General features: G+C 48.8%; 8 protein-coding genes. 4 read left to right on the top strand and 4 right to left on the bottom strand.

Annotated elements, in window-relative coordinates; all coding sequences use genetic code 11:
- Positions 1–2: 2 nt before the first annotated feature.
- From DXT99_RS13595 to dnaK, 3 genes are all read left to right on the top strand, one after another.
- Positions 3–2,966 carry a glycosyl hydrolase 115 family protein gene (locus DXT99_RS13595; protein ID WP_115566105.1) on the top strand — a complete coding sequence of 988 codons (2,964 nt, stop codon included), beginning with the start codon at positions 3–5 and terminating at the stop codon, positions 2,964–2,966.
- 69 nt (positions 2,967–3,035) lie between these two features.
- On the top strand, positions 3,036–4,787 hold the full coding sequence (locus tag DXT99_RS13590; protein ID WP_246000724.1) for a glycoside hydrolase family 43 protein: 1,752 nt from the start codon (positions 3,036–3,038) through the stop codon (positions 4,785–4,787).
- A gap of 281 nt (positions 4,788–5,068) precedes the next feature.
- Entirely contained in the window at positions 5,069–7,009 is a 1,941-nt protein-coding gene (dnaK, locus tag DXT99_RS13585; protein WP_115566103.1) for a molecular chaperone DnaK, read from the top strand.
- A 78-nt stretch (positions 7,010–7,087) separates the two neighbouring features.
- On the opposite strand, the gene DXT99_RS13580 is transcribed toward dnaK, so the two are convergent.
- From DXT99_RS13580 to DXT99_RS13570, 3 genes are all read right to left on the bottom strand, one after another.
- A complete protein-coding gene (locus DXT99_RS13580) occupies positions 7,088–7,861 on the bottom strand; it encodes a hypothetical protein (RefSeq protein ID WP_220273390.1) in 774 nt (257 codons plus the stop codon).
- Positions 7,862–8,521: 660 nt separating this feature from the next.
- Positions 8,522–9,940, bottom strand: a complete 1,419-nt coding sequence (locus DXT99_RS13575; RefSeq protein WP_181885126.1) for a vanadium-dependent haloperoxidase — start codon at positions 9,938–9,940, stop codon at positions 8,522–8,524.
- A 79-nt stretch (positions 9,941–10,019) separates the two neighbouring features.
- Positions 10,020–13,457 carry a VCBS repeat-containing protein gene (locus DXT99_RS13570; RefSeq protein WP_115566102.1) on the bottom strand — a complete coding sequence of 1,146 codons (3,438 nt, stop codon included), beginning with the start codon at positions 13,455–13,457 and terminating at the stop codon, positions 10,020–10,022.
- A gap of 434 nt (positions 13,458–13,891) precedes the next feature.
- On the opposite strand from DXT99_RS13570, the gene DXT99_RS13565 reads away from it, so the two are divergent.
- The gene (locus DXT99_RS13565; protein ID WP_115566101.1) at positions 13,892–15,829 is read left to right on the top strand and encodes a DUF5060 domain-containing protein; all 1,938 of its coding nucleotides are present in this window, start codon (positions 13,892–13,894) and stop codon (positions 15,827–15,829) included.
- A 224-nt stretch (positions 15,830–16,053) separates the two neighbouring features.
- Here DXT99_RS13565 and DXT99_RS13560 read toward each other — a convergent pair whose 3' ends face one another.
- On the bottom strand, positions 16,054–16,533 hold the full coding sequence (locus DXT99_RS13560; protein ID WP_394851329.1) for a VOC family protein: 480 nt from the start codon (positions 16,531–16,533) through the stop codon (positions 16,054–16,056).
- Positions 16,534–16,572: the final 39 nt, after the last annotated feature.

Below are 16,572 nucleotides of genomic sequence, written 5' to 3'. Positions count from 1 at the left end.
TCATGAAAATATCTTTCTCAATTTACTCTTCTTGGAGGCTGCGTTCTCTGCGCCGCATCGCACAGCCAGCGCAGTGGCCAAAGTCGCTCTGCCTGGTGTTGTTATTTGTGTTTGCTTTGGCAGGCCCACTTGCCGCCGCAGCTACTGACGACGTTCCCTCCTACATCGCTACAGAAAAAGGATTAAACCGCTTCGCACTTTCTGCCAATGGCAAATCTGCTCCTATTTATGTGAGTGCCGATGATTACCCGGGTGTTGCCCGGGTGGCGAAGCACCTGCAGGCAGACATTAAGCAGGTAACTAATGCGGAGCCTCAGCTGACGGTGGGCAAGAAAGCACCGAAGGCAAAGGAAATTGTGCTGGTGGGAACACTGGGCAAAAGCCCCCTCATCGACAAACTAGTGCGGGATAAAAAACTGGACGTAGCAGGTATAGCCGGGCGCTGGGAAACCTCCCTGATTCAGGTGGTGGAAAAGCCAATGCGCGGTGTAGACCGGGCATTGGTAATTGTAGGCAGCGACAAGCGCGGCACGATCTACGGCATGTATGATTTGTCAGAAGAAATCGGGGTGTCGCCCTGGTACTGGTGGGCCGATGTGCCGGTAAAGCAAAAGCAGAATGTTTATGTATTGCCGGGGCGCCACACAGAAGGAGAGCCTGCCATCAAGTACAGAGGCTTTTTTATCAACGATGAGGCTCCGGCGCTTTCCGGCTGGTCCCAAGAGAAGTTCGGTGGCTTTAACCACAAATTCTACGACAAAGTATTTGAGCTCCTGCTACGCATGAAGGGCAATTACCTCTGGCCAGCCATGTGGGGAAATGCCATCTATGACGACGACTCGCTGAGCGCACCCCTGGCAGATGAGTATGGCGTGGTGCTTGGTACTTCGCACCACGAGCCTTTAACGCGCGCCCACGACGAGTGGAGACGCTATGGCAAAGGCGCCTGGAACTACAACACGAACAAAGAAAACCTGCAGGAGTTCTGGCGAAAAGGTATGGAGCGCATGGGCACCAACGAAAGCATTGTGACCATAGGCATGCGCGGCGACGGAGATGAACCAATGTCTGAAGGCAGCAACATTGCGCTGCTGGAGCAGATTGTGGCCGACCAGCGCCAAATCATTGCCGACGTAACCGGCAAGCCAGCCTCTGAAACGCCGCAAATCTGGGCGCTCTACAAAGAAGTGCAGGACTACTACGACAGAGGCATGCGTGTGCCGGATGATGTGACCCTGCTGCTGGCAGACGATAACTGGGGCAACATCCGTAAGCTACCGAAGCCGGGCGAAAAGCAGCATTCCGGTGGCTATGGTATTTACTACCACTACGATTATGTAGGTGGCCCGAGAAACTACAAATGGCTGAACACAAACCCTATTCCGAGGGTGTGGGAGCAGATGCACATGGCGCACAAGTACGGTGCCGACCGCATCTGGATAGTGAACGTAGGTGACATTAAGCCAATGGAGTTCCCGCTGGAGTTCTTCATGGACTATGCCTGGAACCCGGATAAGTGGCCGGCGGAACGTCTGCAGGAATATACTGTAACCTGGGCAGAAGAGCAGTTCGGAAGCCAGTATGCCCAACCTATTGCGGAAATCCTGGCGACTTACTCCAAGTACAACGGCCGCCGTAAGCCGGAATTGATATCACCAGAAACGTATAGCCTGACGAACTACAGGGAAGCGGAACGCGTGGTGGAAGAGTACAACCAACTGGTGGAGAAAGCAGAGAAGATTTACCAGGAGATGCCTGCCGGGTACAAGGATGCTTTCTATCAACTGGTGCTGTTCCCGGCAAAGGCTTCTGCTAACCTCAACGAACTGCATATTACCACAGGCAAAAACCATCTCTATGCAAAGCAGAACCGTGCCGCTGCCAACGACATGGCTGCTAAGGTGCGTGAGTTGTTCGAGAAAGACCAGGCGCTGATGAAATACTATAATGAGGAATTAGCTGACGGCAAGTGGAGCCACATGATGGACCAGACACACATCAGCTATACCTATTGGCAGCAACCGGAGAAAGATGTAATGCCAACTGTGAAACTGGTGAATGTGGCATCCGGAGCAAAAATGGGTGTAGCTGTGGAAGGCTCTGATACCTGGTGGCCAAGGGAGAAAGGACAGGCAGAACTACCTGAATTTACACCTTTCGGTCAGCAAACGCATTACATCGAGCTGTTCAACCAGGGCAAGGATCCTTTCACTTATAAAGTGCAGTCCGGGGCTCCATGGCTAAATGTTTCGTCTATGCAAGGCACTGTGGAAAAGGAGCAGCGGCTGCTGATAAGCGTAGACTGGCAAAAGGCACCAACTGGCGTGCAGCAGGTTCCGATTACGATTACCGGGCCAAACAACACGACTGTAAAAGTACAGGCGGTTATAAACAACCCTGTTGATTTAAAGCCCGGCGTGGTGAAAGGATTTGTAGAAAGCAACGGATACGTATCTATGGAAGCGGCGCATTACACCCGTGCCGTAGATAGAGGCACCATCGAATGGCAGCTTATCCCGGACCTGGGCAAGACCATGTCAGCGATGTCACCTTTCCCGGTAACAGCCGAAACGCAGCAGCCAGGGGGCGACAGCCCACGCTTAGAATACCGCATGCACCTGCTGAACGCAGGTGAGGTGAAGGTACACGCCTACCTGTCTCCTACCCTCAACTTCAACGCTTCTGAAGGCCTGAAATTCGCTGTATCCATTGATGACGCGGAGCCGCAAATCATCAACATGCACAAAGAAGATTCGGAAGGTGCCTGGAATAAGTGGGTAGCTGACAATATCAACATCCAGACATCCACCCACAAGATAGACAAGCCAGGAGAGCATGTACTCAGGTTCTGGATGGTAGACCCGGGTGTGGTGCTGCAAAAGATTGTGGTAGACACAGGCGGACTCGAGCCATCCTACTTAGGGCCACCGGAAAGCTATTACCAGCCTGAAAAGGCAAATCAGTAAACAAAAGTCTCCGTTGGCAGAAATGCCACGGAGACTTTTTCTAATCAGCCTATAAAACATTGTATACTTATGAACCGACGAAACAACATGCTGCAGAAAGCCTTTTTATGCCTGTGCTGCCTTTTCTACCTAGCCAGCTCGCCTTCTTTTGCGCAGAATGAGGATACGTTCCAAAACCCTATCCTGCCAGGCTTTTACCCTGACCCAAGTATCACCCGTGTGGGAGATGATTATTACATGATTCACTCCTCCTTCTCCTTCTTTCCGGGTGTGCCTATTTTCCATAGCAAGGATTTAGTAAACTGGACCCAGATAGGCAACATTCTGGATCGGCCTGAGCAGCTAGATTTGGATGGCTTGGGTGCATCCAGGGGAATATTTGCTCCTGCTATCTCCCATCATGAGGACACCTTTTACATGGTGACCACCCTCATAGATAACGGCGGAAATTTTGTTGTGACGGCCACCGACCCGGCCGGTCCATGGTCTAACCCAAACTGGCTTCGGGAGGTCAGCGGCATAGATCCTTCCATTTTCTTTGATGAGGACGGAAAAGCATACATCACCTACAACAGCGAGGCGCCTGATAACAAGCCGCTCTACGATGGCCACCGCACTATCCGTATCATCGAATTCGACTACAAGAATATGAAAACCGTAGGCGCTCCGAAGATACTGGTGAATGGAGGTGTGGATATTTCTACAAAACCAGTCTGGATTGAAGGGCCGCACATTTATAAAAAAGACGGTTACTATTACCTGATGGCGGCAGAAGGCGGCACCAGCGTGAATCATTCAGAAGTAATCCTGAGGAGCAGAGACGTGATGGGAGAATACGTACCGTACGAAAACAACCCCATCCTGACGCAGCGCCATTTACCGAACGACAGAAAGAACCCCATATCCGCCACAGGCCATGCCGATCTGGTGGAAACGCAAAACGGCGAGTGGTGGGCTATCTTTTTAGCCACCCGCCCCTATGACACAGAAGACAGCTACAACATAGGCCGCGAAACCTTTCTGGCACCTGTTACCTGGAAAGACGGCTGGCCAATCATCAATGCTGACTTCGAGGAGGTACAATATTCCTACAAGCGCCCGAACCTGCCAGCAGGGGAAAAACCAACGTTTCCGTTGAGCGGAAACTTTGTGCAACAGGAAGATTTTAAGGAAAACAAGCTACCCTCCTACTGGTTGTTCCTGCGTACGCCCCTCACCCCATGGTATAGCCTGCGTGAGCCAGCCGGGAGCCTGACCCTGAACCTGCAGCCTGCCACCCTATCCGGTTCAGAGAACCTCTCCTTTGTTGCCAGAAGGCAGCAGCATGTTACGGGCAGCGCCAGTACAAAAATGAGCTTTAAGCCGACATCCGCCAACGAGTTTGCGGGTATAGCAGCTTTCCAGAGCGAGAACAACTACTATGCTTTAGGTAAAACCATCTCTAACGGAAAGGAAGTGGTGCAGCTGTTAAAATCAGAGAAAGCAGGAGATAGCACTACTAGTGCAAATACCACCGTACTGGCAGAGAAGGCGCTAAGCAGAAGTGAAAGAGGCAAGCCACTTTACCTGAAAACGGAATTTGACAAAGGCAGTATCAGCTTCTACTATAGCACGAAAGAAGGCGACTGGAAACTGCTGCAGGACAACGTGGACGGCACTTTCTTAAGTACGCGCGTATCCGGAGGCTTTGTAGGCACCACGCTGGGTATGTATGCCACCTCACAGGGCAAACCGTCGAACAACAAAGCTACCTTCGACTGGTTCAGGTATGAAGGCAATGATGCAGTATATGATTCTGCATCAGCTAACAAAGCCAATTAAATCTTCTAAAACAGAAAGCTCCTGGAATTCACCTTGACAAGAAGAGGTCCGGCATACAGCCGGGCCTCTTCTGATTGTTCATTAAGCCTATAGCCACGCAGGAAATTCTGTCGGTCTATAAAGAGCCGTGCAGGTATGAGTCGGACAAAAGCGAAGACCGCAGAACAGAAAGTGACATATTGACAGAAACAAAATGCTATTTCCCCCTTGGCACAAGGGTTGTTATAAGAAAGACAACAGGAAAAATTTGAAATCAGAAATTTATATAATAAAACTATAGAATGGGAAAGATAATTGGTATTGACTTAGGTACAACCAACTCATGCGTTGCCGTAATGGAAGGTAATGAGCCGGTTGTTATTCCTAACAGCGAAGGCCGCAGAACAACTCCGTCTATCGTTGCTTTCTTAGACAACGGAAACGGCGAGCGTAAAGTAGGTGACCCTGCAAAGCGTCAGGCGATCACAAACCCGCAAAACACAATTGCTTCTATCAAGCGCTTCATGGGCCACAGCTACAATGAAGTAAGCGAAGAGGCAAAACAGGTATCCTATAAAGTGGTACAGGGCGGTAACAACACCGTGCGTGTTGAGATCGGCGACAGACAGTATACACCACAGGAAATTTCTGCCATGGTGCTTCAGAAAATGAAGGCTACTGCAGAAGATTACCTAGGTACAACTGTAACAGAAGCCGTTATTACGGTACCAGCTTACTTCAACGACGCACAGCGCCAGGCTACAAAAGAAGCTGGTCAGATTGCAGGTCTTGAGGTGAAGCGTATCATCAACGAGCCGACAGCAGCAGCGCTTGCTTACGGACTTGATAAGAAAAGCATCGACCAGAAAATTGCCGTGTTTGACCTTGGTGGTGGTACATTTGATATCTCCATCCTCGAGCTGGGTGATGGTGTGTTCGAAGTACTTTCCACGAACGGTGACACGCACCTTGGTGGTGACGACTTTGACCAGGTCATCATCAACTGGCTGGCTGACGAGTTTAAGAAAGACGAAGGCCTTGACCTACGTAAAGACCCAATGGCACTGCAGCGCTTAAAAGAAGCTGCTGAGAAAGCGAAAATTGAGCTTTCATCATCTAACGAGACAGAAATCAACCTGCCATACATTATGCCGGTTGACGGTGTGCCAAAGCACCTTGTTCGCAAGCTGACGCGCGCCAAGTTCGAGCAGCTGTCTGATGACCTGATTCGTCGCTCAATGGAGCCATGCAAAAAAGCCCTTCAGGACGCTAATCTGTCAACTTCTGATATTGATGAAGTGATTCTGGTGGGTGGTTCTACCCGTATTCCAAGAGTGCAGGAAGAAGTAGAGAAGTTCTTCGGTAAGAAGCCTTCTAAAGGTGTAAACCCGGATGAGGTAGTTGCCATCGGTGCTGCTATCCAGGGTGGTGTATTAACTGGTGAAGTAAAAGACGTGCTCCTGCTGGACGTAACGCCACTTTCACTGGGTATCGAGACAATGGGTGGTGTGATGACCAAATTGATTGAGTCTAACACAACGATTCCAACGAAGAAGTCAGAGACATTCTCTACCGCTTCCGATAACCAGCCTTCTGTGGAAATCCACGTACTGCAGGGTGAGCGCCCTATGGCCCGCGACAACCGTACGATCGGCCGCTTCCACCTGTCAGACATTCCACCTGCGCCACGTGGTGTTCCTCAAATTGAAGTAACGTTTGATATCGACGCCAACGGTATCCTGCACGTAACTGCGAAGGATAAAGCGACGGGCAAAGAGCAGAAAATCCGCATCGAGGCTTCTTCTGGTCTGAGCGAGCAGGAAATCGAGAAAATGCGCCAGGAAGCAGAAGCAAACGCCGAAGCCGATAAGCGCGCGAAGGAAGAGATTGAGAAGCTGAACTCAGCTGACTCTATGATTTTCCAGACAGAGAAGCAGCTGAAAGAGTATGGCGATAAGCTGTCTGCTGGCAACAAGTCAAACATCGAGAACGCGCTGAACGAGCTGAAAACAGCACACGGTGCCAAAGATGTAGCCGGTATCGACAAAGCTTTAGAGAACCTGAACAATGCGTGGAGTGCAGCCTCTCAGGAGATGTACGCTGCTACGCAGGGTCAGGGCCAGCCAGGTGGTGCCCCAGGCGCTGATGGCGGCAACGGCCAGGCGGGTGGTCCGCAGGGCGCAGGTGCCGGCGATGGCGGTGTAACCGATGTAGACTACGAAGAAGTAGACGGTAACAAGTAAGAAATAACCTGATTTACATAGAAAAGCCCCGCTGATTTCAGCGGGGCTTTTCTATGTATAACGTCACTGCTAACTCTACTACACAGAAGCTCTGAACTTTGTCAGACACACCTTCGCAAAATAACCGAACCAACCTACTATACCAAAAAACTTGAATCCATCTTCCAGTAAAATTCTTATGTCCTCTCCAAGAAAAGGTTGTAACTGATGCTGAAGTGAGTCCACCACAATGGACAACCCAAGAAAAACAAAGGCTGTAAAAAACACAAAGAAATCTGTCTGCATCAGAATATAGTCCCTGAAAATAATTAAACCAGACAGCATCAGGATACCATACGATAAGAAAATGAGTTTCTCAGATATTGGCAGGTAAAAGAGAAATATATAGTCATGGAGTTGAAAAAAGTCATCGAAGAGCAAGGCAAGGGTGAGCAGCCCAAAGTAAAGCAGAAAGCTTGACAGTGTTTTTTCACTTTCGTTCTGACGAAATACAAGCCAGCTAAAAATACATAATACTGCTGCAGCACACCAAAACAACATTCCCATATTAGAGATGAAGCCTACATAGAATGGTAATCCGGCAACGGCAACAGGCTCCCTGGTGAAATTACCTACAGGAATGGAGGCGAATATATTAGTACCTAAAACCAATAATAAACAAACCAAGGGCACCAGGTACAGCAACACCAAAAATAAAGTATTTACTTTTGCCTGATTTATAAGGAGAGAAATGAGGGGTATAACTGTTAAAGCTTTGGGAGTAGTAACCTGATTATCTTTTGCAACAGGTTTGTTCGCAGGTTTAACTTTAGGCGCGTTAGCCTTATTACGTTTTGTAATAGTTTCAATCATAAATTAAATTTGAAGAAGTTAGCAGTTGAGCCGTTAAGGGCTACGTTTCCTGTGAATCATACTATATATAAATAATAAAGTTATAGTATTAAATAAAATTTATGAATTTAGTCTAAAACAGGCTCCTTATTGTATTATTATGTAAGCAATTAGCACGTACAGCAACCTTAGCAAATAATTATACATTCATTTATAGCCAACATTCCGGCTATAAAAAAGAAGTGACATTGGCCTGCTGTTGGTAGCTGGCCTCCGACACCTATTTATATTGGGTAGCTATCGAAAGAGATATTGCCCAAAGCAGCATATGCTGCTTTGGGCTGCTTTGGCAGTCAACTTACATTGGATGGGGTATACAGGCTATCACCTGTTCTTTTAAAACAGAAACCGATAAGTGCTTCACTACCTGTGGCTGCAAGTTCAGGTTATTCCTATTACACAACTCACAACATCATCGAAACAAAAACAGAAGAATAAGATTTGCTCCTCTGGCATGATACTACACCACTTTAGGCACCAGCGTACTAAACTATCCAAAACGAAGTAGCCATCTCCACCAGGCACCTGTAGGAATGCTTAAAATAAGGCTTTATTAGGGCTCCAAATCAGGAAGGTGCCGTGGAAATATAGGATTAGCAGTTCCAGCTTACAGCTACTCTTTTATTCTGTAGAAGCTTTCAGCACTGGTACTTTATTAGACTCTACCGCCAGCAGTTCCTGTTTATTTCCTTTTGCAAGAGCCCAAACCCAATCACCTATACGCTCACCCAGATAGGTGCCTTGTTCCGCTCCGTCGCGGTAATGAATTCCCCCATACACACGGCTCATAGAAGCTTCCCAGTAGGCCTCTTCAAAAGAAGCGAAAGACCTTACTCCATGGCCATAGACATACTCTGTAGAATCGGTGAAAGCAACATTTTCGCCAAAGGTGTGGGTTAAAACACGCCCGGCCGCAGCCGAGATACTGCTATGCCCGCTCACATACTCCGGAAAACCGGGAGTTTCCAGGAAAGGCATCCAGCCTTTATCAATATGTTGGGTGATGACTGTAACAGGGCGAATTCTGTCGGTTTTGTACTTGGCATCCCAACAGGCAATGAAGGCATCGTTTAGGGCAAGAGCAGTTAATGTATAGGTTTCGGCAGCCTCCAGCATTCCCTGTTTTTTCTGTTGAGACACCGTTCTGGCAATGTCTATCCAGTGGCCGGGGGGCGTCATCTTCTTTTCGGCAAAGGCAGCATGCCCCCTCACGCTGGTTACAAAAGGATTATCATCCCAGAAATACGCAATTGTTTTTTGTTCCTCCTGGAGGTTAATGCCAGTATCGTACACTTCTTTTGTAAGCCTGTAGAACGCACTGTTCGTATCGAGGCTGTAGGTAGTGGGCGCAGGAGGAGCAAAATGGGCGACAGAGTCGAGGGTAAAGCTTCTGATGGAATTCCACTGCGGCTCGCAGGCTTCGGCAAATACAGGCGGAGTGGGTTCCCAACCGCCCGGCTGGTAGCTGATGGTGTGGCGGAAAGCTCTTGTTTCTTTGTAATTATCCTGCCCTGCATAAGAAAGCACGTGTGCAGCAACCTCCTGCCCGTAGGCAATGGATTTGTCGTACACTTCAGCGGGCATACCCATTTGCTGGTAAGACCTATAGAACTCCTCCTCAAACTCTTCCCACAAAGCCTGGTTAAAGGTAAGGCCTTTGCCCACGCTTATAAAAGCTGTAACACCGGCCAGGGGAAAGCAATAAGCACTTGCCGGGTCCGGGGCTGGTACCGTCGTAAACTGGTTTAATTTTCCGGCTAGCGAAGCGTGTTCTTCTGATTGATAGCGCAGTGCTTCGTAAGCAGCCAGGTAAGAATAGGCGTAGATGCGGCTGGCCACAGGTGGCTTAAACACATCATGTACAATAACGGCAGTCAGTTGTTGTGTGCAGGCATGCAGCAGTGCCGGATCGGCAGCAGCCTTATTGTATGCTTCTGCTGATGCATACTTTGCTACGCTCCCCTCTTTGCAGGCAGGCATGGCAAGAATAAGAAGCAGCAAAGCAGAAATAAGAAAAGCCTTGAGACTGAATTTTTTCATAGATTCAACTTCTTGTTTCTGTTTCAAACCCGACAAGCTCCTCATACACAAACTTATAAACATCTTATACCATTATCAACTATTTAGCGGCACTACGACCACGCTGGTTTGCCATCAAACCCTCGGGGGAAGCCACTGCACGGGGATTGAATAGTTGCATCGGCAGGTTGTTTCTGGCTACCAACACCAGGGGGCCGGCCGGCGTATTTACTGATTTGATATCCCGCACTTCACCCTCCAGCAGGAAACCGCATTCAGTGGGGGAAAGTGCTTTGAAGTTGCCTTTACCATCTCCTTTCAACACCAAACCCCAGCTTGCATCATAGCGCCCCTGATAGGCACTCACTCCCCAGAAATTACCACCTAGCAGCACATCCTGATGACCATCGCTGTCTACATCCATCACATGGAAAGCCCAGACCTTGGATACCTGTGCCTCAACTGGCAAGAGGTGCTGCTTGAATTTACCGCCTCCTAAGTTCTCCAGGTACACCGACTCAAAGCGATTTACCTCCAGCTCAAGCGCTCCCTCCATCTCGCCTTTATCAAAGATCTCGGTTACAGCTTTTCCGGCATAGTCTTTAAAGTAATTGAACTTCTTATTCATTAGCGGCAACTGTTTTCCTAACTCTTCCTTGTTAGCCACCGGGTACCACTTCTCCTGGCGCTGGTACATTAAAATGTGCTCCAGTTTTTTATTTTCATCTACATCTTTTACAAGCATTTTCAAGGGAGCCCCGTTGTTCTTCCGCAACTTGCTGTTGATGCCCAGGTTGCCTAGCAAGAAATCAGGGTCACCATCGCCATCAAAATCGGCAACCTGCACCGTTTGCCAGAAACCGTTCGATTGCTCCAGGCCAGGCACCTCTTTCACTTCCTGCAGCTGCTTTCCGTTGTTGCTGAAAAATTTAACAGGCATCCAGTCTCCCACTACCACCAGGTCCGTCAGGCCATTGCCATCGTAATCTACCCATTGTGCGTCAGTGAGCATGCCTGCTTTTCTAAGTCCGGGTGCCAGCTGCTCGGTTTGGTCGGAAAAGTGACCTGTGCCATCGTTAACCAGCAAATAAGAATCGGGAATATGGCCGTATGCTTTGCTTTGTACTCTCCCGCCTACAAACAGGTCAAGGTCACCATCGCCATCGAAGTCATGGGCGCGCACGCAACTCGTATTGCTGTACAGCAAGGGCAAATGCTCCGGCATACGGGTAAAATTTCCTTTGCCATCGTTCAGATACAACCTGTCGAGGAGCTGTTCTTTTTTAGCTGTATGTTCATTGCCGGCGCTTACTACGTAGAGGTCCAGGTCGTTGTCTCCGTCTGCATCAAAGAACAAGGCATCTACGTCTTCGCTGCCGGCATCGGCCAGAAAGGCGGCGGAATTGCCTGCCACAAACCGGCGGTCAGCCTTTTGCAGAAACAGGCTTCCTGCCTGCCTGCTGGCTCCGCCAACATAAAAATCTTCCAGGCCATCCCCGTTCACATCGCCCACTGCCATTCTAGGACCTTCGGTAGAGAGCTGAAAAGGAATGAGCGATTCTATGGCGAAATCGTTATAGTCGTTTTCCTGGTGCGTGTAATCCAGGGCATAGCCGGTGCTGACCTCCTCTAAAAGCGGTTCCGGTTTGGAAAAAAGCTTTGCATAATAAGGTTCGGCACTGACGGTAGCATTTGCCTGGGCCAGTTCCAGTGTTTGATTGGGGGAAACCTCCCTGATAACCTGAGCTTTCTGATTGCCCCAGAGCACCAATACACTATCGATTTTGGTTTGCTTGCCCAGGCCAAAAGTAAGCGTAGGATCTACCGAAGAAAGGAAACCCCGTGTGGGCATCTGGTGCTGAAACTGCAGTGTTCCGCCATGCATCACAAACACCTTGGCGCCGACACCATAAGTATTGCCCCCCTGGCCCTGCAGTTTTACCTTCAGATAGTGATGGCCATGAAGCTCCTGGCTCCGGTTTTCATAGATACCCGCGGGTTCGTTGATATTGTTGGTCACCAGTTCCAGGTCTCCGTCTCCATCCAAATCAGTATAAACTGATCCGCTGCTGAGTGTTGGGTTGCCAAAACCCCATTCCTGGGACTTGTCTTCGAACTGCATGCTTTTGGTGCCCCTGAAAATAAAATTAGGCACCTTGCCACTCGGCATGGCTTCAATGAGTTCCTGGTCAATTTTCTCGCTTTTCTGGAGGTGGAGCGCAGTATTGGAAAAATAGCGGATAAAATCTAAATCGTTCTGGCGGCGTGCAATGCCATTGCCTATGAAAATATCTTTTTGTCCGTCATTATCAAAGTCGGCCAGTAGCGTGCTCCAGCTCCAATCCGTTGCAGCCACGCCCGCCATATAACCAATCTCAGAGAACTTCTCTCCCGATAGATTTAGCTGCAGGCAGTTGCGGCTGTACTGGGGCATGTAACCGTAAGCCATTTTGTGCTTCATGATCAGGAAAGCTTCCTCTCCCATCGATGTTTTTTCCACCACCTCGTTTTCCGGGAACATGTCAAGCGTCATCAGGTCGGGGTAGCCGTCGTTGTTCAGGTCGGCAGCATCGCAACCCATGGAGAAACGGCTCAGATAGCGAAAACGCTCCCGAATGCTTTCTTTAAAGGTGCCGTCACCCTGGTTGATGTAGCAAAAGTCGTCTTCGTGAAAATCATTGGCTACGTATATATCGTCCCAACCATCCTGATTAAAGTCGGCCACCACTACCCCCAGGCCAATGCCCATCGGAGACTGGTAAATACCAGTCTGCTCGCTTACATCTTTAAACTTTGCAACTGCTGCATTTCCCGCCTGTCCTGCTATGCCATTGAGTTGATTTTCGTAGAGCACATCGCCTACTTTTTCATCTTTCTGTTCCCTATCCATGTCGGCGATCCCATAATTTAGATTTACCTCTGCCGCATGGTTTAACAGATACATGTCGAGGTCACCATCCTGGTCATAGTCAAAAAAGGTAGCCTGTGTAGAATACCCTTTGAAATCGAGCCCCCATTCCGCAGCCTGTTCTGTAAAGCTGACATTGCCGCTGGCATCTACCCCATTGTTCATGTACAACCTGTTATGGCCCTTCAAGCCCTTGAAATCTACCAGGGCACAAACATAAATATCCAGCCAGCCATCGCCGTTCACATCGGCCATGGTCACTCCGGTCTCCCAGTCGGAGAACTCGCTCAGGCCGCTTTCTGCTGTAATGTCCTGGAAAGAGAAAGAGCTGCTTTCGCTTTTACCTTTATTCAGGTAAAGCTTGTTTTCTCCCTGGTTCTGCACAAAAAACAAATCCGGAAGCCCATCGTTGTTCACATCGCCTGCCGCCACCCCTGCCCCATTGTAGAAATAAGGGTACGTCATTAAGTTAAGAGGCCCGGTGTCAGGCAACTGATTGATGAAATCGATGTTGGTTTCTGCAGCATCCTTTTGCCAGAACAGGGCTGATTGATTTGCCTCCTGCCCCTGGTTACAGCTAAAGAACAGAGGAAGCAACAGCACATTTAAAAGGAACAGGCGGTATTTCATTTACGTGGAAATTCTTGATACTTAATCTACTGCAGCAGCAGGCTTACCAGCAACTTATCATAAAACACAAATATAAAGATGCTGTTTTCTCATCTGATAAACATGCTGTGGTTGGCAGAAAATAAAATCATATAAAGGCTATAGCCAAATAACAGGCTTCTTTTTCTGATAACTTCAGCTAAAGCCGAAATCCCCTGAAAAGGTGGAAGGCTAGAAAACAGTATACTACCTTCCCCTAACCAATAAACCTATGGCTAGAAGGAAGGATTATTCCAAATAGTTCAAAGAAGAATCTATCAGACTGTCGCAGCAAAGCAGCGATGCCAGTGGGGCAGTCTCGTTGAAACTTTCCTATAGCCGATGTTAGGCCGATTTACACCGACAAATTTTATATATTTAAAGGTGCTTCCAGAATTGACAACACCTTCATACTAATGAATATCCAACGCTTCACCTTTTCCTCCTTTTGCCTGCTAATCTTATGGCTATCCCATTTTCAGGCAGTTGCTTTTCAAACTTCTCCGGTTGCTAACCCGCATGTGTGGGAAATGCAGGAAATAACCTTAAAGGCTGAAAAGGCCTATGACAATTATTATACAGATGTTACTGTATGGGTGGATTTGACTGGCCCGGATTTTTCCAGGCGCGTGTATGGATTCTGGGATGGTGACAATGTCTTTAAGGTACGCCTAGTGGCAACCAAGCCTGGCCAATGGGAATGGACCAGTGGGTCAAACCAGCAGCAGGATGACGGACTAAACCAAAAGAGCGGCCAGTTCACCGCTGTAGCATGGACGGAAAAGGAGCTGCTGGAAAACCCCAACCGCCGCGGCTTTGTAGGTGCCACGCCAAATGGACATGCGCTGCAATACGCCGACGGGAGCCCGTACTTTATGGTTGGTGACACCTGGCTGGCCGGCACCACCTGGCGGCTGCCGTTTCGCAACGCTCCCACTTCTGATGATTATCGCCCGGGCCCTGGCATTGGCTTTGAGGATGCTGTCAACTACCGCAAAAATCAAGGGTTTAACTCCGTCAGCATGATTGCCGCCTTCCCTAACTGGGACACGGACCTAAACCCCAGCACCTATGCTGACGAAAACGGCGTTTTTGTGCGCAATGCCTGGGAAAAATTCAGCTACGACGTTGCCCCGGGCAAGGGAACCGACGCCTCCGGCGGCCTGAGCTACTGGGGCACTTTCACCGCTAAGAACATGCGGGACGAATATGGGAACCTGCCCTTTTCCATGTCTGAGGAACATCAAGGCGTTTCCGATTTCAACCAGATAAACCCAGCCTATTTTCAAAGCCTGGACAAAAAAATGCAGTATATGTCGGAGCAGGGCTTTGTGCCCTTGCTGGAGACCATCCGCCGTGATGCCGGCCCATCCTGGAACGCCTACTTCAACTTTAATGAGACCTTTGCCCGCTACGTACAATACCTGATTTCCCGCTACGGCGCACAAAACTTCCTGTTCAGTGGCATTCACCTGGACTGGATTCCCGAGGAATTCAGCCTGACCGCAGAGCAGTTTAACGAAGCCCTGACCTACCACCTGAACAAGTACGGACCGCCGCCCTTTGGCCAGCTGCACACCTCCCTGATCGATCACTCGACCTACACCACCTTTGGTCATGGAAAAGAAGTGCCCTGGCTCGATATGCACAGCGTAGGCAATAAGCCCCGGGACCATGGCTTTTACGGAGCAATGGATACCCTTTTTCATCTAAAACCTCCTTATCCGGCTATCAACTTTGAGCCTTATTATACCGGCTGGAACCATGAAATCAACAAGCCGGGAGGCGAAACCCCGCCGGCCAATTCTGATAGGGACAACTATTTTGCACGGGCGCAGATGTACGGCTCTGTTCTTTCCGGAGGCTTGGCAGGTCATGTGCATGGCACCGCTGCTTATGATATAACCAGTACCGGAGAGCCTGCCGGAGCCCGCCCCCACATCTGGGATGCCTTGAGATATGAATCCGGAAACCAAATGCAGCACCTGAAGACCTTTGTCCTTTCAGAAGGAGAACGATACCAGAAACTGCAGCCTTATCACCAGCACCTCCATCCTCAAAAAGCAAAAAACAGCTCGGTGCGGGGTCTGGATGGCTGGTCCTTTATGATGATGCATCCGGAAAAAGATTTTGCGTTGCTCTATTTTGAAAACAAGGCAGAACTGCCCAGGATAACTGGTTTGAAGAAGAATACCAACTATGCCTTCCAATGGTTTAACCCCAGGAACGGAGAGTGGAAAGCCCCTGAAACAATTAAATCAGATCGAAAAGGCAATCTGGCCGTACCCAACTTCCCTGATGGTTCCAACCCAGCCTCAACGGACTGGGCTGTCAAGATTTTGCTAAAGCCTTGATTTAAGCTTGTATTAAGGTTGTTAGTTCATGCACATTGCTTTATGCTATATGAAAAGCAATGTGCATGAATGAACTGAATTGGGATACAGCATTAGCAATGGAAAGAGCCCCTGGCAAATGAAGAAGCAAGCTCCCCTTGGACTCTAAAGGGGGCCCCTTCACCTCAGGAGGGGCAGGGGTGACTTGACTTGGTATGTCAGAAAAAAAGAGGGGCTATGAAAGACTATTCCATCGGTCCTATCAATTCAATAAAAATTCCATCAGGGTCCTGCACCAGCACAAAGTGTGCATTCTCATTCAAAGGTGTAGGCGTACTTCCCAGGAACGGCACATTTCTTTCTTTCAGTCTTTCTATGACAGGCTTTAGCGCTTTTACATTGATGGTAATGTACTGCATGCCTACATCGTCCTGAATAAAGTTCGCTTTAGGATGAGTAGCCTTTTTCCCAAAGCTCATGAGCTTCCATTCGTTGGCTTCCGGGCTGTTCTCCAGTTTCAAAACGGTTACAGAAGTAGGTACACCGTCCGCCAGACCAGAACGCTTTGAAAATTCTTCATTGATTTCAAAACTGTAGGCTTTCACCATTCCGATTCCGTTTGTATAAAAATCTAACGAGCGTTCTAAATCTGATACCACGACGCCGACGCCAATTAACTTACTACTGAAGTTGGATTGCGCATACGATGAAAAAGCCACCAACATGGCAGCAATCAGGAAAGAGAATTTAATAAGCGATTTTCT

It is taken from the genome of Pontibacter diazotrophicus, from assembly GCF_003367245.1.
Classification (GTDB): Bacteria; Bacteroidota; Bacteroidia; order Cytophagales; family Hymenobacteraceae; genus Pontibacter; species Pontibacter diazotrophicus.
This window is presented reverse-complemented; position numbering and strand designations above follow the sequence as displayed.

Bases quoted from the DNA above. Each gene is read 5' to 3' on its own strand.
- DXT99_RS13590 (WP_246000724.1), top strand. From the start codon at position 3,036: ATGAACCGACGAAACAACATGCTGCAGAAAGCCTTTTTATGCCTGTGC.
- DXT99_RS13560 (WP_394851329.1), bottom strand. From the start codon at position 16,533: ATGTTGGTGGCTTTTTCATCGTATGCGCAATCCAACTTCAGTAGTAAG.
- DXT99_RS13565 (WP_115566101.1), top strand. From the start codon at position 13,892: ATGAATATCCAACGCTTCACCTTTTCCTCCTTTTGCCTGCTAATCTTA.
- DXT99_RS13570 (WP_115566102.1), bottom strand. From the start codon at position 13,457: ATGAAATACCGCCTGTTCCTTTTAAATGTGCTGTTGCTTCCTCTGTTC.
- DXT99_RS13580 (WP_220273390.1), bottom strand. From the start codon at position 7,861: ATGATTGAAACTATTACAAAACGTAATAAGGCTAACGCGCCTAAAGTT.
- DXT99_RS13575 (WP_181885126.1), bottom strand. From the start codon at position 9,940: ATGAAAAAATTCAGTCTCAAGGCTTTTCTTATTTCTGCTTTGCTGCTT.
- DXT99_RS13595 (WP_115566105.1), top strand. From the start codon at position 3: ATGAAAATATCTTTCTCAATTTACTCTTCTTGGAGGCTGCGTTCTCTG.
- dnaK (WP_115566103.1), top strand. From the start codon at position 5,069: ATGGGAAAGATAATTGGTATTGACTTAGGTACAACCAACTCATGCGTT.